Raw genomic sequence first — 17,951 nt, 5'->3', positions numbered from 1 at the left:
GCTCGTTGAGCGCTGCGCGGGTTCAGGCGGTGGATTTCGTCGACGAGGACTAGCCTCGCTGTTTCGGTTGGGGGTGATGAGACGTCGCTGATCGTCAGCTGTCAGGTGGGCGAGGCGATTTCGCTGCTTGGGCATGGCAGAGTCCCGGCGCGGTGGTCGGGTTCTCCAAGGTCTTTCGGGTCGTGCGCGGTCAGGGGTTTGCTGGTCAGCCGGCTGGACGGGGCAGTGCGGCGAGGCGGTGGAAGGCCGTGGCCAGTTCGTGTCTCCAGGGCCAGGTCGCCGATATCCGCAGGCGCAGACGCCGACCGCCGCGGGTGAGGCGGGCGGCGACGTGCAGCAGCAAGCGGAGCTTCTTCGGCTCGGCGGTGGCCAGCTCACCGTCCAGGAGAAGAACGCGGGTCCAGGCCAGCAGGTCGATGGCAGCGAGGCTGAGTTCGAGCCAGGAGGCGTTGACGCCGAAGCTGCGGGAGGGGAAGCGGCCGAAGCCTGTGGTCTTGCCGCACCGGATGTGGTCCTCGACGGTGGCATGTCCGCGGTGACGGACCTCCAGGAACTGGGCGGAACCACCACCGGAGTAGGGGGTGTCGGTGAGGAACACCTGATGGCGCAGGCCCTCGTCCTGGTCGAACAGGGACAGCTGGGCTCCGGGATGCGGCCGCTCGCGGCGCACGATGATGCGGGTTCCGGTCGGATAGCCCTCCAGATCGACCATGCCGGTCAGCTCGGCGACCTCGGCGCCATCACGCAGAGTCCCGTCCTGGTCCAGGGCGGGATGCCAGAGGCGGTCGGGCATGGCCCGGATTGCGCGGCGGATCGGCTCGGTGATGGCGTATCCGACCGAGAAGAAGGCACGGATTCCTCGTTTCCGCACGTCGCGGACGTGGGCGAGGAGGGCTTTCGCGGATCCGGCGCTGTCGGTGCGGACGAGGATGTCGGTGCCGTGCCGGTGGGCGTCGTGGATCTGCGCGAGTGCCTGATCGAGGACTGTCATGTGATCGGCGGCGGTGTTGGCGCCGGCGTTCCCGGGCCGCAGTCGGCCGGACAGTGCCTCGCCGGTGTTGGCCAGGAAGCACAGCAGCGGGTGGAAGCCGAAACCGCCTTTATAGGTGGGTGCGGCCTGCTCTTTCTCGGAGTGGCAGGTGACCAGCGTGGCGTCGAGGTCCAGGATCAGCCCGGGCAGCACGCGTCCCGCGGCCCGGACTGCGGGAATGCCCTCCCGGTGCTCGGCGGCCTGCAGCCAGGCGACTTCCCGTGCCTGGGCACGGGCCGAGCGCAGAGAAGCCAGTGCTCTCTCATCGGTATCGGCGAGCAGCCGCCAGGCCGTCGGTGTCGACGCGACCGAACCGAACTCCCCTGCCTGGTCCCGCAGTACGGCCAGATCCGCAATGGCCTCGCCACCGTCGGCGAGCATCACCGCCAGGTCGGTGGCGATCCGGCCCGGATCATGTCCGGTCCCGCGCGGCCGAAGCCGGCCCGAGCGCGGCGGAGTACGCGGCAGTCAGCCCGGTGGCGTCAGCGAGATCCGTAAGCAACCGTGCCCCAGCATGACCGACCACCCCCGAACCATCGGCACTGACCTGGACCTTGGGACGAAACCCGATAGCCTGCACGTAGAAAGTGCCCTCCGCCTGGACCGACAGAACCCCTCAGCAAGGTTCATCGTCCCAGGTCAGGAAGGCACTTTCGCGTTTTCGCCTCCCCAGCCGCCGTACCCAAGCGAAACGGCGAGGCTAGCTGTACGCCGGCGGCTGTGTAGGTGCGGCAGGCGGCCTCGGAACTCCTCGGCGTTCTTGGGCTGTCGGTCCCGGTAGCGGTCGTCGGCACCGCGCTCTACACCAGCGGCAGCGTCAGCCACCGCATCAGCGAGCACGCCGCGGAGATTTCCCGTCTCTCCCAGAGCGAGGACGCCGCGTAGCGTCCCAGCTCAGCGGAAGCGGTCCCACCCGAACGCTGCCCCGACCTCGCCCTGGACGCCCACCCGGCGGCCCTGCCGTGGGGACCGGCATGCTCGTCCGGGGGCCGGAGCGCCTGCCCGTGCACTGGTGACGGGCGCTCCGGTCAGTCAGCCGGGATCTCCTCCATGCGGACCGGCCGCCGCTCCCTGCGGGAGAGTTCGCACGCCTCCGCAACCCGCAGCGCCGTCAGCGCCTCGCGGCCGTCGCACGCGTTGTCCGCCTCGCCCAGCACCAGGCGGACGAACGCGTCCAGCTCCGCCTCGTACGCCGGGGCGAAACGCTCGAGGAAGCCCGGCCACGGCTTGTCGACGGGCGGCAGGCCGTGCGGCTCGGTCGAGCTGATGGGCGTACGGTCGTCGAGGCCGACGGCGACCTGGTCGAGCTCGCCGGCCAGCTCCATCCGCACGTCGTAGCCCGCGCCGTTGCAGCGGGTGGCCGTCGCCGTGGCCAGCGTCCCGTCGTCGAGGGTGAGCAGCGCCGCCGCCGTGTCCACGTCACCCGCCTCGCGGAACATGGCGTGGCCGGCGTCCGAGCCGGTCGCGTACACCTCGGTGATCTCACGGCCGGTCACCCACCGCAGGATGTCGAAGTCATGGACCATGCAGTCCCGGTAGAGACCGCCTGACAACGGCAGATACGCGGGGGGCGGCGGCGCCGGGTCGGAGGTGATGGTCCGCACCGTGTGCAGCCGGCCGAGCCGGCCGGAGCGCACCAGCTCACGGGCCGCCGCGTACCCGGCGTCGAACCGACGCATGAAGCCCAGTTGGAGTGCGGTGCCCGCCTGCTCGACCTCGCGCAGCGCGGCCGTCGTGCCCGGCAGGTCCAGGGCGATCGGCTTCTCGCAGAACGCCGGCAGCCCGGCGCGTGCGGCGCGGGCGATCAGTTCGGCGTGCGCGGCGGTCGTCGAGGCGATCACCACCGCGTCCACGCCCCAGGTGAAGACCTCGTGGGCACTGGGGGCGGCGGTGGCCCCGCAGCGGTCCGCCACCGCGACGGCCCGGGCCGCGTCGGTGTCCGCGACGACCAGTGAACCCACCTCGCGATGGCGGCTGAGCACGCTCGCGTGAAAGCTGCCGATACGTCCGGTTCCGATGAGTCCGATGCGCATGGCCCAAAGGTGGAGGTGGAGCCACCACGCTGTCAAGACTTTGTCCTGACAATCGAACCTCACGACTTCCCGTCAACATTGCGCGCGACTACGCTCCCTCACGTGCCCAAGCAGCCCAGACACGAGACGGACCCGTCCCTGTCGCTCCAGCTGAGCGTGGACCGCACCAGCCCGGTCCCGCTCTATTTCCAGCTTTCGCAGCAGCTGGAATCGGCCATCGAGAGGGGGACCCTCACCCCGGGCAGCCTGCTCGGCAACGAGATAGCACTCGCGGGCCGCCTCGGTCTGTCCCGGCCGACCGTCCGCCAGGCGATCCAGTCCCTGGTCGACAAAGGGCTGCTGGTGCGCCGCCGGGGCGTGGGAACCCAGGTCGTGCACAGCCAGGTCAGGCGCCCGCTGGAGCTCAGCAGCCTCTACGACGACCTGGAAGCGGCCGGCCAGCGGCCCGCCACCGTCGTACTGAACAACGTCGTCGAGCCCGCGAGCGCCGAGGTCGCCGCCGCACTCGGCGTACCGGAGGGCAGCGACGTCCAGCTGATCGAGCGGCTGCGCTACGCCCACGGCGAGCCGATGGCCCACCTGCGCAACCATCTGCCGGCCGGCCTGCTGGACTGCGACACCGAGCGGCTCGAGTCCACCGGCCTCTACCGGATGATGCGCGCCTCCGGCATCACCCTGCACAGCGCCCGGCAGTCGGTCGGCGCCCGCGCCGCGACGGCCGAGGAGGGCGAACTGCTCGGCGAGCCGGCCGGCGCGCCGCTGCTGACGATGGAACGCGCCACCTTCGACGACACCGGCCGGGCGGTCGAGTTCGGCTCGCACGTGTACCGGGCCTCGCGCTACGCCTTCGAGTTCCAGCTTCTGGTCCGTCCGTAGGGCGCGGGAGCGCTTCCGCGTAAGAATGTTCGGACAAAGTCTTGACGGGGTCGCGGGGCCACCGTAGAAACTCACCCAGCCGCAACCGGGCGGCCGGGAGAGAAGGCGGACCCACCATGCGTACCACCCGCACGGCAGCAGTCCTGCTCGCCGCATGTGCCCTGGCCGTCGTCGCCGGATGCAGCAGCTCCGGGGGCAAGGGGGCCGACCAGAAGCCGGCCGGGGACGGCTCCGGCGGCGAAGCCGCGAAGACACCCCGGATGAAGATCGCCATGGTGACGCACTCGGGTCAGGGCGACACCTTCTGGGACATCGTCCAGTCCGGCGCCAAGGTGGCCGCCCGCAAGGACAACGTCGACTTCCTGTACGCGGCGAACCCGGAGGGCAAGGAACAGGCGCAGCTGGTCCAGACGTACATCGACCAGAAGGTGGACGGGATCATCGTCACCCTCGCCAAGCCGGAAGCGGTCGGCGACGTGGTGAAGAAGGCGGTCGCGGCCGGTATCCCCGTCGTCACCATCAACTCGGGAGCCGAGTTCTCCAAGGGGCTGGGCGCGCTCAGCCACATCGGCCAGGACGAGTCGGTGGCCGGTGAGGCCGTCGGCGAGGAGCTCAACGAGCAGGGGAAGAAGAAGGCCCTCTGCGTCATCCACGAACAGGGAAACGTCTCCCTCGAGGCGCGCTGCGCAGGTGTGAAGAAGACCTTCGAGGGCACGGTGGAGAACCTCAATGTAGAGGGCACCAACATGCCCGCCACCACCTCCTCCATCGAGGCGAAACTGCAGGGCACCAAGGACATCGACGCGGTCGTCACTCTGGGCGCGCCGTTCGCCGCCGCGTCGGTGAAGGCCAAGCAGGGCGCCGGCTCCGCCGCGGAGATCAGCACGTTCGATCTCAACGCCGAGGTGGTGAAGCGGCTGAAGGCCAAGGAGATCACCTTCGCGGTCGACCAGCAGCCCTACCTCCAGGGATACCTCGCCATCGACGAACTGTGGCTCAACAAGGTCAACGGAAACGTCATCGGCGGCGGCAAGCCGATACTCACCGGCCCGGCCCTGGTCACCGAGAAGGACGTCCCCGCCCTCGAGAAGCTCACGGCCGACGGCACGCGGTGAACGCGCCGGAAACGGGTCCCGCGACCGCCTGCCCGCCCCCGACGCCGACCCCGCCACCAGCGATGACCGATACTTGGGCGGCCGGTCGGGTCCCTCCCGGGACCGGCCGCGGCAGGCAGCACAGCGAGGACGGCAAGAAGGGCACCACGTCGTGGCAAGGGCAAGGACAGGGGTACGCGCGCTGGGCGCGGTGCTGGCGGCGGTACTCGGAGCCTCCCTCGTGGGATGCAGCAGCACCGGCGGCAAGCGCGCGGAGGACGCCCGCAAGGCACAGGCCGCGGCCGGGAAGGCCGCGGTGAACACACCCCGCTGGACCTTCGCCATGGTCACGCACTCGGGCGACGGCGACACGTTCTGGGACATCGTCCAGAACGGCGCGAAGCAGGCCGCCGCCAAGGACAACATCAACTTCCTCTACGCCCACAGCGACGAGGGACAGCAGCAGGCACAGCTCGTCGACTCCTACATCTCCAAGAAGGTCGACGGCCTGATCGTCACCCTCGCCAAGCCCGACGCGATGAAGTCCGTCGTCGCCAAGGCCCGCAAGGCCGGCATCCCGGTGATCACGGTGAACTCCGGCTCGGAGCAGTCCAAGGCCTACGGCGCCCTCACCCACATCGGCCAGGACGAGACGATCGCCGGCGAGGCCGTCGGCGACGAGCTCGACGCGCGCGGCAGGAAGAAGGCCCTGTGCGTCCTGCACGAGCAGGGCAACGTCGGCCACGAGCAGCGCTGTGCCGGAGCCAGGAAGACCTTCGGCGGCGAGATGCAGAACCTGTACGTCGACGGCACCAACATGCCCGACGTCCAGGCTTCCATCGAGGCCAAGCTGCAGGCCGACCGGTCCATCGACTCGGTCGTCACCCTCGGCGCGCCCTTCGCCGACGCGGCCGTGCAGGCCAAGGAGAGCGCGGGGGCCAAGGCCGAGATCGACACCTTCGACCTCAACGCGAAGGTCGCCGAGGCGCTGCGGCAGGGCACGCTGGGCTTCGCCGTCGACCAGCAGCCCTATCTCCAGGGCTACCAGGCCGTGGACCTGCTGTGGCTGTACCGGTACAACGCCGACGTGCTCGGCGGAGGGCGGCCGGTCCTGACCGGACCGCAGATCATCACGGACAAGGACGCCGCAGAGCTTCAGGAATACACGGAGCGGGGGACCCGATGAGCCAGGCCGCACCACCAGCGACACCCGGCAGGACTCCGGAGAAGGTGGACGAACGGCTGCTCCGGACCTCTCCGCTGCGCAGGCTGATGGGCCGGCCGGAGCTCGGCTCGGTCGTCGGCGCCGTTGCCGTCTTCGTCTTCTTCTCGATCGTCGCGGACGCCTTCCTCCAGGCGTCCAGCCTCGCCACCGTCCTGTACGCGGCCTCGACGCTCGGCATCATGGCCGTGCCCGTCGCCCTGCTGATGATCGGCGGCGAGTTCGACCTCTCCGCCGGTGTGATGGTCACCAGCTCCGCGCTGATCTCCTCGATGTTCAGCTACCAGATGACGGCCAACGTGTGGGTCGGCGCGCTCGTCTCGCTGCTGGTCACGCTCGGGCTCGGCGCCTTCAACGGCCTCATGCTCACTCGTACGAAGCTGCCCAGCTTCATCATCACGCTCGGCACGTTCCTGATGCTGACGGGCCTGAACCTCGGCCTGACCAAGCTGATCAGCGGCACGGTCTCCACCAAGTCCATCGGCGACATGGAGGGCTTCGCCTCGGCATCGATCGTCTTCGGGGAGTTCACCATCGGTGACACGACCGTCAAGGCGACCATCGTGTGGTGGCTGGTACTGATCGCATTCGCCACCTGGATCCTGCTGCGGACCCGCTTCGGAAACTGGATCTTCGCGGTGGGCGGCGGTGCGGACGCGGCCCGCGCGGTGGGCGTCCCCGTCAAGCGGACCAAGATCCTGCTGTACATGGGCGTCGCCTTCGCCGCCTGGATCTCGGGACAGCACCTGCTCTTCTCGTTCGACGTGGTGCAGTCCGGCGAGGGCGTCGGCAATGAGTTGACGTACATCATCGCGGCGGTCATCGGCGGCTGTCTGATCACCGGTGGTTACGGCTCGGCGATCGGCTCCGCGGTCGGCGCGCTGATCTTCGGCATGACCAGCAAGGGCATCGTCTACGCGGAGTGGAACCCGGACTGGTTCAAGTTCTTCCTCGGAGCGATGCTCCTCCTGGCCACCCTGCTCAACGCATGGGTACGCAAGCGTGCGGAGGCGACCACCTAAATGAGTGCCCTTGTCGAGCTCGACGGCGTCAGCAAGTACTACGGCAACATCCGGGCCCTCGAAGGCGTCTCGCTCGAGTGCCGCGCCGGTGAGATCACGTGTGTCCTCGGCGACAACGGTGCCGGCAAGTCGACCCTGATCAAGATCGTCGCAGGGCTGCACCGGCACGATGCGGGCACGTTCCGCATCGAGGGCGAGGAGACCTCGCTCGCCAGTCCGCGCGAAGCGCTGGACCGCGGCATCGCCACCGTCTACCAGGACCTCGCCGTCGTCCCCCTGATGCCGGTGTGGCGGAACTTCTTCCTCGGCTCCGAGCCGACCAAGGGAGCCGGGCCCTTCAAGCGCCTCGACGTCGAGACGATGCGCAGGACCACCCGATCCGAGCTGCTGAGGATGGGCATCGACCTGCGCGACGTCGACCAGCCCATCGGGACGCTGTCCGGCGGCGAGCGGCAGTGCGTGGCGATCGCCCGCGCCGTCTACTTCGGCGCCAAGGTACTGGTGCTGGACGAGCCGACCGCCGCGCTGGGCGTGAAGCAGTCCGGCGTAGTGCTGAAATATGTGGCCGCGGCCAGGGACGCGGGTCTAGGCGTGGTGCTCATCACGCACAACCCGCACCACGCCTATCTGGTCGGCGACCGTTTTGTGCTGCTGAAGCGCGGCGTCATGTCGGCGAGCCACACTAGGCAGACCGTCACCCTCGACGAGCTCACACGGCAGATGGCGGGTGGCAGCGAACTCGAGGACCTGCGCCACGAACTGGAGCGCGCCCAGGCACCGACGCACCTCGGCGGCCACCCGGCCGGCAAGGAGCGGCCCGCCGACTAGAGCACGGTTCGGGGCGGGCACGCCCGCGGACTAGCATCGAGGGGCGGACCCCCACCCGCCCGGACCTCATGGACCCCCACCCCGCCCCGGGACCCGGACCGGCCACCACGACCCGCAGGGACGACTTGAGCACGTACCGCGACTTCACCAACCGAGGCACCGCACGCGCCACCGTCCTCAAGACGGTCGGCACGCGCGAGCGGCGCTCGCACCTCACCGCGCCGCGCGTCCCCACGGTCGGCATCGACATCGGCGGCACCAAGGTGATGGCGGGTGTCGTGGACGCCGACGGCGTCATCCTGGAGAAGGTCCGCACCGAGACCCCGGACAAGTCCAAGAGCCCGAAGGTCGTCGAGGACACCATCTGCGAGCTGGTCCTCGATCTCTCCGACCGCCACGACGTGCACGCCGTGGGCATCGGCGCGGCCGGCTGGGTCGACGCGGACCGCTCCAAGGTCCTCTTCGCGCCGCATCTCGCCTGGCGCAACGAGCCGCTGCGCGACGCGCTCTCAGCCCGCCTCGCCGTGCCCGTCCTGGTCGACAACGACGCCAACACCGCAGCATGGGCGGAGTGGCGCTTCGGGGCCGGACGCGGCGAGGACCACATCGTGATGATCACGCTGGGCACCGGCATCGGTGGCGCGATCCTCGAGGACGGCCAGGTCAAGCGCGGCAAGTTCGGTGTCGCCGGCGAGTTCGGCCATATGCAGGTGGTGCCGGGCGGCCACCGCTGTGCGTGCGGCAACCGCGGCTGCTGGGAGCAGTACAGCTCGGGCAACGCCCTGGTCCGCGAGGCGCGCGAACTCGCCGCCGCCGACTCCCCGGTCGCGTACAACATCATCGACCGGGTCGGCGGCAACGTCCGCGACATCACCGGGCCGCTGATCACCGAGCTGGCCCGGGAGGGCGACGCGATGTGCGTCGAGCTGTTCCAGGACATCGGCCAGTGGCTCGGTGTCGGCATCGCCAATCTCGCCGCTGCCCTCGACCCGTCCTGCTTCGTCATCGGCGGCGGCGTCAGCGCCGCCGACGACCTGCTGATCGGCCCCGCCAGGGATGCGTTCCGCCGCCATCTGACCGGCCGCGGCTACCGCCCGGAGGCGCGGATCGCCAAGGCCGAGCTCGGTCCCGAAGCAGGTATGGTCGGCGCGGCCGACCTCGCACGGCTGGTGGCCCGCCGCTTCCGCCGGGCCAACCGCCGCCGTGTGGAACGCCATGAGCGCTACGAGCGCTACGCGCAGGCCCTGCGCAGTCCGAGTTCCGTCCGCCTCACCCAGGAACCCCCGTCATGACAACGCTGACCACCCGCCGACCCACGCCGACACCGCCCCCCGAGGAACGGCGCCACATGATCCTGCGCCGTTGGATCACGGCGGTCGTCATCGTCCTGCTCATCGGCATCCCGGCCGGCTATCTGGCGATCTCCGCCGAGCAGAGCCGCGCCAGCGGCCGTGACAAGGAGGCGGAGTCAGCCGCCGAGGGCCTGCGCGACTTCTCGCCCTCCCTGATGAAGCGCCGCATCTTCGAGGTCCCGATCCCCGAGGGTTCCACCCGGGTCGCCTACTTCGAGACCAGCAACTGGAAGACCAGCCGGCTGTACGTGCAGTTCCGTACCTCTTCCGAGGGACTCGACACCTTCCTGAAGGGCGTCGGGACGAGCCGCGACGCACTCGAGGACGGCACCGTCACCATCAGCGAGCGTGACGCCGGAGTGGTCGGCTGGAACTTCGGTCTCCAGGGCCACGCCTGGGCCGGCACCGTCCACACTCAGAAGGACCCCCGGCCGAGCCAGGACATCACGGTCGATCTGACCGAACCGGAACGCCCCTGGGTATACGTCGTCTCGACCGCGAACCCGTAGAAGCGGCGGGACCCGCGGGAACCCGACCTGGGACAAAGGGCCCAACGGTCCACCCCATGGCCGGATCCTGTCATTCCACTCATTGCCGTGGGGCGGGTGAGTGACACCCAGACGCCCCGAAGACGTGTGTGAGAGGTGACGAACCCCCGTCGACCAGTGTCGGCGGTTCCGACGAACGAGCTGGAGACCTTCCGGTGCGACCGATGCCCGCGTGACTTCACGACCGAGTTCGGCGGGGCCTGGACCGGCGCCAGAGTCACCCCGAGGAGTGAGCGGCCCCGCCCGCCACTGAGTTGCGGACATACGTCTGGCCTCGACCGTGGAACTGGTCGAGGCCAGACGTGTTTCGGGCCGGACTACTTGGATGGCCGCAGCATCACGGCGAGCGCCCAGAACGCCCCGGCGGCGCTGAGCATGTCTGCCGCCTGCTGGTGGTCGTGGGCGAACAGCACGACGCTCGCGAAGAAGGCCAGGCCGCCGAGCACGGCACATCCGACGCGGAATGGCACCTGCGTGTTGCGCACGATGCGGCGGCACATCGTGGCCCGGCAAACGCGGCGCAGTCGGCGAACCTCGCGACGGGCGACCCGCATCTGCGCTTCGCGCAGGTCGAGTTCGTGCTTCGCCTTGATGAGGAGGGCGTCGACCTCGGCGACCTCGACCCGGCGGTTCGCGTACGGCTCAGGCAGGGTGTTCATGGGACTCCTTCAAGGAGCACTGCCGGGATGCGGCGAAGCCGGGCCTCACTCGAACTTCGCTGCGACAGTGCGGTGTTGTCCTGTCCCTCAAAAGGAGGAGCCGGACGCCTCATTTGCATCAAAGGCGTCCGGCTCTGTCGGTGACCCCAGTCACAACCTTGACGTTCCCCCGAAACATCAAAGCATTGACGCATCTGTCACCTCAGTTGCAACCCCCGCGGCGTCGACAAGCAATGGGTGCGATGTGGCTGCATTCAGTTGTTCGGCCGCTACGCCCGGCCGAGATGCTGAGGCATCCGAATTCTGCTCATGCTTCCCGTGGGTCCAGCGTCCGTGCCCCGTTGCGTACGGACCGGGTCGCGTCGTTCCTGCTGTTGGCACGCCTCCCCGGAACGTCCTGGTCTGCTCGAATCGGCAGCCAGGACATCACGGCGATCAGTGTTCGGTCGTACAACCGGTACACCGCCCCCCAGAGCGCGGCCAGAAGTACGATCACCCACCGCCCCACGTTGTGCATAGCCCCCCCAGACTCGTTGTTCATCTGCGACCAACTTCCTTCATTCGGGTTTGCGCAGTTGCTCTCTGCGCATCTCTGGGCCTGATGTCGGACGGCCCACTCGGGGCCGCGTCCGTACGCGGCGGCAGTCGTACGGACGCGGACCGTAGAAGGCATTCCAGGCTTCAGTCGGTGACGCCCAGCCGCGTGTGCACCTGCTTCTTGACGCCGGGCTTCCTCATCTCCCGGCGCGCCCTGCTGGCACGGTTGCGCACCACAGTGTGAGTCGTGTCCGTCAGCTCGGCGACGAACTTGGAGTCGAGGCCGTACGCGTCGATGAGGATCACCGCCTCCGCCTGCGCCGGAGTCACCAGCCCTTCAAGCTCCTTGGCGAGGCGACGGGCGCGCTCGTGCAGGTCCGCCAGGTTGTGCGGCACGTGCGCGTCGTTCTCCGCCTCAAGGTGGACGTCCTGACCCAGGACGGTCAGCGTGTGTTCCTTCATCCGCCCGATGTACCTTGCGACCTCGCGGTTGTAGACCACGCCCATGTACGCGCTCATGCAGTCCACTGGTCCGTGCTCCCTCAGAGACCGCCACACCGCAAGAAGCACGATCTGCCAGATGTCCTCGGCGTGCTCCTTCGTGAGCCGCTTCCGGGTCATGTAGAACCAGCGGTCGCCGATGGCGAGCGCCTCGTGCCACTGCTCGGCGGCCTCTGGCGAGAGTTGCTCCTCTCCGTTGCCGCCGATTACCTGGAGAACTCCATGGCGGGGGCCGAACAGATCTGGTCGGAAGTACTTGAGCAACCCCGGGATTTTGCCTGGCTTGCCATCCTGCTGAGCCATCGCGCTCCTCGATCGCACGCGAGCCGGTCCCGAGGACCTGGTGGGCTCGCCTCTCTGCGCTGTCCCCCATAAGGAGGCGTCGATCTCGGGGATTGCATCCGACTTTTCAAGATTCTTTCTGACCGGCGGGTGATGGCAGGTCAGGAAGGTGCTGAGGGGCCGAGCGTTCGGGTTGCGGATGGGCACGATCTGTCGCCGCCGGTTGTGGGCCGGGCTCCCTGAGTCGTACGCAGGTCCGTCATGCCCTGCCCGCTCATCGCCAACGCAGATGATCGCGAGACGCGCGAGGTCTTCACCCGGCTGCGCTTCGACCCTCGCACCCGGGCGTACTACGAATGCCGCACCCAGGAGGGCAAGACCCCACGTGAGAGCATCCGATGCCTCGAGCGATATGCCGCCCGAGAGGTCTTCAACCTGGTCAGGACGGTATCCAGCGACCCCCCGTCATAGGGGCGTCCGTGATACGTGAGAGGGTCTGGGGCGTGAGTGAGACACCACCGAACACCCTGCAATACCGCTCTGACGGGCCAGAAGACGCACCTGTCCTGATCCTGGGTCCCTCACTGGGTACCACATGGCACATGTGGGACCGGCAGATCCCCGAGCTCTCGGAGCGGTGGCGGGTGATCCGGTTCGACCTGCCCGGACATGGCGGCGCGCCCGCGCACCCCGCCGCGTCCGTCGGCGAGCTCGCGGAGCGGCTGCTCGCCACCCTGGACCAGCTCGGCGTGCAGCGCTTCGGCTACGCGGGCTGCTCGATCGGCGGCGCGGTCGGCATGGAGCTGGCGCTGCGCCATCCGCAGCGCGTGGCCACGCTGGCACTGGTCGCCGCGTCACCCCGGTTCGGCACGGCCGACGAGTTCCGTCAGCGCGGAGTCGTCGTACGCACCAACGGCCTCGACCCGATGGCCCGCAGCGCGCCGGAGCGCTGGTTCACCGCGGCCTTCGCCGCGGCCCAGCCGGCGATCGTCGAGTGGGCCGTCCAGATGGTCCGCACCACGGACCCGGGCTGCTACATCGCCGCCTGCGAGGCACTCGCGGCCTTCGACGCCCGTGCCGAACTGGGCCGTATCGGCGCCCCCACACTGGTCGTGGTCGGTTCCGAGGACCAGGTGACCGGACCTGCGGAGGCCCGCACCCTGGTCGCCGGGATACCGGACGCCCGGCTCGCGCTCGTCCCCGGCGCCTCCCACCTCGCCCCGGTCGAGCAGCCCGCCGCCGTCACAGATCTGCTCGCCCACCACTTCGCCACCGCCTGGCACGACACCCTCGCGGCCTTCCCGGCCCCGGCCGCGCCCGCCACGTCGGCTCCCGTGGCGCCGGTCGCCGAGATCGCCCCGGCCGCGCCCGAGCAGCCGCAGGCCACCGGGGCCGGCAGGCCCGATCCGTACCAGGCCGGGATGAAGGTGCGGCGCGAGGTGCTCGGCGACGCGCACGTCGACGCGGTCATGGCCGACGGCGACGACTTCACCGGCGACTTCCAGGAGCTGATCACCCGGTACGCCTGGGGCGAGGTGTGGACCCGCGAGGGGCTGGACAGACGCACCCGCAGCTGTGTGACGCTGACCGCGCTGGTCGCGGGCGGGCACCTGGAGGAGCTGGCCTTCCACACCCGCGCGGCACTGCGCAACGGACTGACCCCGGCGGAGATCAGGGAGGTCCTGATCCACACGGCCGTGTACTGCGGCGTCCCCGCGGCCAATGCGGCGTTCAAGGTGGCGCAGGGCGTGATCCGGGAGGAGACGACACCGCGGGCGTAGCAGGATGGGGGCATGAGGCTCACCAAGAGGACCCATTCCTGTGTCCAGCTGGAGAAGGACGGGCGGCGCCTGGTCATCGACCCCGGCGGCTTCAGCGAGCAGGACGCCGCCCTCGGGGCCGACGTCCTGCTCGTGACCCACGAGCACCCCGACCACTTCGACGAGGGCAGGCTGCGCGCGGCGCTCGAGGCGAACCCCGGGGCCGCGCTGTGGAGCCTGCGAAGCGTCGCCGACCAGCTCTCGGCAGCCTTCCCCGGGCGCGTCAACACGGTGGGCCACGGTGACGCGTTCACGGCGGCCGGTTTCGAGATCCAGGTGCACGGCGAGCTGCACGCGGTGATCCACCCGGACATCCCGCGGATCACCAACGTCGGATATCTGGTCGACGGCTCCGTGTTCCACCCGGGCGACGCGCTCACCGTGCCCGACCACCCGGTGGACACGCTGATGGTGCCGGTGCACGCCCCGTGGAACAAGATCTCCGAGGTCATCGACTATGTGCGGGAGGTGGGACCGCGCCGCGCCATCGACGTTCACGACGCCTATCTCTCCGACCTCGCCCGGCCGATCTACGACCGGCAGATCGGTGGACTGGGCGGTGCTGAGCACGGTCGGCTCGCCCCCGGCGAGGAGCGGGAGCTGTGAGCCCTCCGGGGTGAGTGTCCGACCCCGCCGTTAGGCTTTGCGCCATGCGTATCGCCACGTGGAACGTCAACTCGATCACCGCCCGGCTGCCCCGGCTGCTGGCCTGGCTGGAGAGCAGCGGCACCGATGTGCTGTGCGTCCAGGAGACCAAGTGCACCGAGGAACAGTTCCCAGCCGCCGAGCTGCGCGAGCGGGGTTACGAGTCCGCGGTCCACGCCACCGGCCGGTGGAACGGGGTGGCGCTGGTCTCCAGGGTGGGCCTCGAGGACGTCGTCCGCGGTCTGCCCGGCGGCCCCGACTACGGGGGTCTGCAGGAGCCGAGGGCGATCTCCGCGACCTGCGGCCCGGCCCGCCTCTGGTCGGTCTACGTGCCGAACGGCCGCGAGGTCGCGCACGACCACTACGACTACAAACTGCGCTGGCTGGAGGCCCTGTCCGTCGCGGTGACCGACGACGCGGCGGCCGGGCGCCCGTTCGCCGTGCTCGGCGACTTCAACATCGCGCCGAGTGACGACGACGTGTGGGACCCGTCCTTCTTCGAAGGCATGACCCATGTGACGCCCACCGAGCGGGCCGCCCTGGAGGCGCTGCGCAAGCGGGGTCTGGCCGACGTGGTGCCCCGCCCTCTGAAGTACGAGCACCCGTTCACGTACTGGGACTACCGCCAGCTCTGCTTCCCCAAGAACCGCGGCATGCGCATCGACCTGGTCTACGGCAACGAGCCCTTCACCAAGGCGGTCAAGGACAGCTATGTCGACCGCGAGGAGCGCAAGGGCAAGGGGGCCTCGGACCACGCCCCGGTTGTCGTCGACCTGGACACGTGAGGTTCGCCGGCGCGCGCCCTGTGGTGCGCCCGGGTGACGGGATGGGAGGCTTTGCGATATGAACATCCCTTTCTTGGACCACTGGCTGGGGCGCCACGGTGAACGGGACAAGAGTGACGCGGCCGCCACCGAGCACGATCCGGAGCGCGCGGCGGCCATCACCGAGCTGCTGTCCGAGTGTGAACTGCTGCGTGCCAGAGCAGCACAGGCGGGACTGGAACTCGACGATTCCCCCGGCTCGTTGTCCGCGCTCGATCAGCTGCCGCCGCGGTGGCGCGACGACCCGGAGGAGCTGCCGTGGCTGGGCAACGACGCCGGTCTCTACCTCGGCACCGTGATCGTGCGCACGGTTCCCGGCGCGGCCTGGCACATCTGGCCGGGCGGCCACCCGGTGGTACGGCTCGCGTCCGGGCGGGAGATCAGTGTGGTGGAGGCGGGCGTGGAGTGGGCGTTCAACGGGGCGCCCGAGCTGTCCCAGGTCTACGGCGAGGCGGCGGAAGCCTGAGCCGTCCTGCCCCGCCGCCCACCGCCGCTCAGCCGGATTCCGTTAGTACGGCTTATGCCCTCTTTATGCGTGTCGGGTGTGAAGCCCTTTGGCGGGCTGGATAGTTTGCGCTGACCGGGACACACAGCGACAAGTGGGCAGGGCAGCGTATGGCCGTCGATCCGTTGATCGAGCTGCGTGATGTGAACAAGCACTTCGGGCAGTTACACGTACTCCGGGACATCAATCTCGTCGTCGGCCGCGGGGAGGTGGTGGTGGTCATCGGACCCTCCGGCTCTGGAAAATCGACGCTGTGCCGGGCCATGAACAGACTCGAGACCGTCGAGTCCGGCCGTATCACGATCGACGGGCAGCCCCTCCCGGAGGAGGGCAAGGCCCTGGCGAAACTCCGCGCCGACGTCGGCATGGTCTTCCAGTCCTTCAACCTCTTCGCACACAAGACCGTCCTCGCGAACGTCTCCCTGGGGCCCGTCAAGGTCCGGGGCCTGAAGAAGGGGGACGCCGAGCGCCGCTCCCGTGAACTGCTCGACCGGGTTGGGCTCGCCGACCAGGCGTCGAAGTTCCCCGCCCAGCTCTCCGGCGGTCAGCAGCAGCGTGTGGCCATCGCCCGCGCTCTGGCGATGGACCCCAAGGTCATGCTCTTCGACGAGCCGACCTCCGCCCTCGACCCGGAGATGATCAACGAGGTGCTGGAGGTGATGCAGCAACTCGCGGCCGAGGGAATGACCATGGTCGTCGTCACCCACGAGATGGGCTTCGCCCGCTCCGCCGCCAACCGTGTCGTCTTCATGGCCGACGGCCGCATCATCGAGGACCGCAGCCCCGACGACTTCTTCACCGACCCGGAGACGGACCGCGCCAAGGACTTCCTCTCCAAGATTCTCAAGCACTGACTGCCGGCGGGTCCCGGCGCCCCGAGGGCGTGAGCGGGACAGTGCAGTGGTTCATGGAGCACCACCCTCTCCCTGTGCGAGACACGGGGACCCGGCCGGCAGCAGCCGGTGATCACTCCTGGCGCAGCGGGACCGACAGATATGACGGGTCGGCTGCCGGCGAGGAGAAGGTCAGCTGCGCGCCGCCCGGGTTGTGCTCGATGTAGAGCGGGTCGACGGTGTCGACGACCAGGGCGAGACGGTGGCCGGCGGGTACGTCGTAGGCGGTGGAGAACAACTCCACGTCCACGGCGAACGGCTGACCGGGTGTCTTGCCGTGGAAGGTGTACGGCGCGCCTGCGACCAGCTTGCCGAGGCCGGGCGGGCCCACGTCGTAGAGGTATGCGACGAGGGTGCCGCTCTCCTTGGTGCTCGTGACCGTGGTGTGCGGCTTCGCGGTACCGCAGCTGCTGCTCGGTCCCGTACCGCTCCGACGCCCGTACGGCGGCGAAGGAGCGCGGCAGCAGCGGGATCGACGCCATCGGCACAGGTGCGCCCGGTCAGCTCGTCGCGCGGTGGGAAGCGTGCGCCCCCGGTGCCGCCGTCTGGGCCGCCCGTGTCACATCCGCCACGAGCTCGACCACATCGGGGCCGTAGGCCTGAGAGTTGACCACCTTGAGCAGCAGGCAGAAGGAACCGCTTCCGTGCTTGCGGGCGAGCTGCTCGTGGTGCCTGGCCAGATAACGGGTGGCCGCCTGGTTGGTGATGGCGCGCTGCCCGAAGAACAGGAAGACGGGACGCTTTCCCTGGTCGGTCGTCAGCCGCGCCAGCAGCACGTACTCGGACGCGCCCGGCTCCATGCGGTACCGCTCCGAACCGATCTGGAACGCGGCCTGGTCCGGACCCGGTTCGGCGTCCATGTTGATCTTCACGCCGGGCAGCATGCTGTGAAGATGGGCCAGTGAGCGCCTGTTCGACCCCGGGCCGCCCACGCAGAACTCCGTCCGCTCGCCGAAGCCCTGTTGGGCTGCATCGTGCCAGATGATCTGGGTGTGCGCCCCGCAGTCCTTGATCAGCGCGGACAGTTCGAGCAGCGCGAACACGTCGAACCGGTGCACGGAACCGTCACGGCTCGAATCCCGGTTGACGACCAGCATGCATTCGGAGTTTCCCGGCAGGCCGAAGAAGGCCTGCTTGCGCCGCAGCCGCCGGCGCCAGAGGTAGGTGCGGGCAAGCCAGCCGAGCGTGGCACTGATCCCCGCGGCCACCACGCCGAGCACGATGTTGCGTACGTCGTCAGTCATGGGCGCGCATGTTAGCGGTGCCGCGGAAGGCTGTTC

General features: G+C 69.3%; 18 protein-coding genes and 2 pseudogenes. 14 read left to right on the top strand and 6 right to left on the bottom strand.

Annotated elements, in window-relative coordinates:
* Positions 1-205: 205 nt before the first annotated feature.
* Positions 206-1,640, bottom strand: a pseudogene (locus IE198_RS02980) (IS1380 family transposase).
* Between the two features lie 116 nt (positions 1,641-1,756).
* Here IE198_RS02980 and IE198_RS02975 point away from each other — a divergent pair.
* Complete coding sequence (locus tag IE198_RS02975; RefSeq protein WP_189882258.1) at positions 1,757-1,915, top strand: hypothetical protein; 159 nt, start codon at positions 1,757-1,759, stop codon at positions 1,913-1,915.
* 143 nt (positions 1,916-2,058) lie between these two features.
* On the opposite strand, the gene IE198_RS02970 is transcribed toward IE198_RS02975, so the two are convergent.
* Positions 2,059-3,063 (bottom strand): Gfo/Idh/MocA family protein, encoded by a 1,005-nt coding sequence (locus IE198_RS02970; protein WP_189882256.1) that lies wholly within the window; start codon positions 3,061-3,063, stop codon positions 2,059-2,061.
* Positions 3,064-3,219: 156 nt separating this feature from the next.
* Here IE198_RS02970 and IE198_RS02965 point away from each other — a divergent pair, with 156 nt between their 5' ends.
* From IE198_RS02965 to IE198_RS02935, 7 genes are all read left to right on the top strand, one after another.
* A complete protein-coding gene (locus tag IE198_RS02965) occupies positions 3,220-3,939 on the top strand; it encodes a GntR family transcriptional regulator (RefSeq protein WP_308426784.1) in 720 nt (239 codons plus the stop codon).
* Between the two features lie 116 nt (positions 3,940-4,055).
* A complete protein-coding gene (locus IE198_RS02960; protein ID WP_189882254.1) occupies positions 4,056-5,054 on the top strand; it encodes a sugar ABC transporter substrate-binding protein in 999 nt (332 codons plus the stop codon).
* A gap of 151 nt (positions 5,055-5,205) precedes the next feature.
* Complete coding sequence (locus tag IE198_RS02955; RefSeq protein ID WP_100110017.1) at positions 5,206-6,219, top strand: sugar ABC transporter substrate-binding protein; 1,014 nt, start codon at positions 5,206-5,208, stop codon at positions 6,217-6,219.
* On the top strand, positions 6,216-7,277 hold the full coding sequence (locus tag IE198_RS02950; protein ID WP_189882252.1) for an ABC transporter permease: 1,062 nt from the start codon (positions 6,216-6,218) through the stop codon (positions 7,275-7,277). Before IE198_RS02955 ends, IE198_RS02950 begins: the two co-directional genes overlap by 4 nt.
* Entirely contained in the window at positions 7,278-8,105 is an 828-nt protein-coding gene (locus IE198_RS02945) for an ATP-binding cassette domain-containing protein (RefSeq protein ID WP_189882250.1), read from the top strand.
* 125 nt (positions 8,106-8,230) lie between these two features.
* Positions 8,231-9,397, top strand: a complete 1,167-nt coding sequence (locus tag IE198_RS02940) for an ROK family glucokinase (RefSeq protein WP_189882248.1) — start codon at positions 8,231-8,233, stop codon at positions 9,395-9,397.
* Positions 9,394-9,966 carry a hypothetical protein gene (locus tag IE198_RS02935; protein ID WP_189882246.1) on the top strand — a complete coding sequence of 191 codons (573 nt, stop codon included), beginning with the start codon at positions 9,394-9,396 and terminating at the stop codon, positions 9,964-9,966. The genes IE198_RS02940 and IE198_RS02935 overlap by 4 nt, the downstream gene beginning before the upstream one ends.
* Positions 9,967-10,322: 356 nt before the next feature.
* Here the strand turns inward: IE198_RS02935 and IE198_RS02930 are convergent, their stop codons facing one another.
* Complete coding sequence (locus tag IE198_RS02930; RefSeq protein ID WP_189882244.1) at positions 10,323-10,664, bottom strand: hypothetical protein; 342 nt, start codon at positions 10,662-10,664, stop codon at positions 10,323-10,325.
* A gap of 681 nt (positions 10,665-11,345) precedes the next feature.
* Entirely contained in the window at positions 11,346-12,005 is a 660-nt protein-coding gene (locus IE198_RS02925; protein WP_189882242.1) for an RNA polymerase sigma factor, read from the bottom strand.
* A gap of 240 nt (positions 12,006-12,245) precedes the next feature.
* Between IE198_RS02925 and IE198_RS02920 the strand changes: the two genes are divergently transcribed.
* From IE198_RS02920 to IE198_RS02895, 6 genes are all read left to right on the top strand, one after another.
* Positions 12,246-12,455 carry a hypothetical protein gene (locus tag IE198_RS02920; RefSeq protein WP_189882240.1) on the top strand — a complete coding sequence of 70 codons (210 nt, stop codon included), beginning with the start codon at positions 12,246-12,248 and terminating at the stop codon, positions 12,453-12,455.
* A gap of 32 nt (positions 12,456-12,487) precedes the next feature.
* A complete protein-coding gene (gene pcaDC / locus IE198_RS02915; RefSeq protein WP_189882238.1) occupies positions 12,488-13,765 on the top strand; it encodes a bifunctional 3-oxoadipate enol-lactonase/4-carboxymuconolactone decarboxylase PcaDC in 1,278 nt (425 codons plus the stop codon).
* 12 nt (positions 13,766-13,777) lie between these two features.
* Positions 13,778-14,410, top strand: a complete 633-nt coding sequence (locus IE198_RS02910) for an MBL fold metallo-hydrolase (RefSeq protein ID WP_189882236.1) — start codon at positions 13,778-13,780, stop codon at positions 14,408-14,410.
* 44 nt (positions 14,411-14,454) lie between these two features.
* Positions 14,455-15,234, top strand: coding sequence for an exodeoxyribonuclease III (locus IE198_RS02905; RefSeq protein ID WP_189882234.1), 780 nt, complete (start codon positions 14,455-14,457; stop codon positions 15,232-15,234).
* Positions 15,235-15,292: 58 nt separating this feature from the next.
* Positions 15,293-15,739 (top strand): DUF6278 family protein, encoded by a 447-nt coding sequence (locus IE198_RS02900; RefSeq protein WP_189882232.1) that lies wholly within the window; start codon positions 15,293-15,295, stop codon positions 15,737-15,739.
* A 149-nt stretch (positions 15,740-15,888) separates the two neighbouring features.
* Positions 15,889-16,632 carry an amino acid ABC transporter ATP-binding protein gene (locus tag IE198_RS02895; RefSeq protein WP_189882230.1) on the top strand — a complete coding sequence of 248 codons (744 nt, stop codon included), beginning with the start codon at positions 15,889-15,891 and terminating at the stop codon, positions 16,630-16,632.
* A 112-nt stretch (positions 16,633-16,744) separates the two neighbouring features.
* On the opposite strand, the pseudogene IE198_RS02890 reads toward IE198_RS02895, so the two are convergent.
* Positions 16,745-17,156, bottom strand: a pseudogene (locus tag IE198_RS02890) (CocE/NonD family hydrolase C-terminal non-catalytic domain-containing protein); the annotation flags it as partial.
* A 15-nt stretch (positions 17,157-17,171) separates the two neighbouring features.
* Positions 17,172-17,915 (bottom strand): hypothetical protein, encoded by a 744-nt coding sequence (locus tag IE198_RS02885; protein ID WP_189882228.1) that lies wholly within the window; start codon positions 17,913-17,915, stop codon positions 17,172-17,174.
* Positions 17,916-17,951 lie beyond the last annotated feature (36 nt).

This window comes from Streptomyces xantholiticus (assembly GCF_014651015.1).
GTDB classification, from domain to species: Bacteria; Actinomycetota; Actinomycetes; order Streptomycetales; family Streptomycetaceae; genus Streptomyces; species Streptomyces xantholiticus.
The sequence above is the reverse complement of the archived record's forward strand: the minus strand, read 5'-3'. Positions and strand labels throughout refer to the sequence as shown.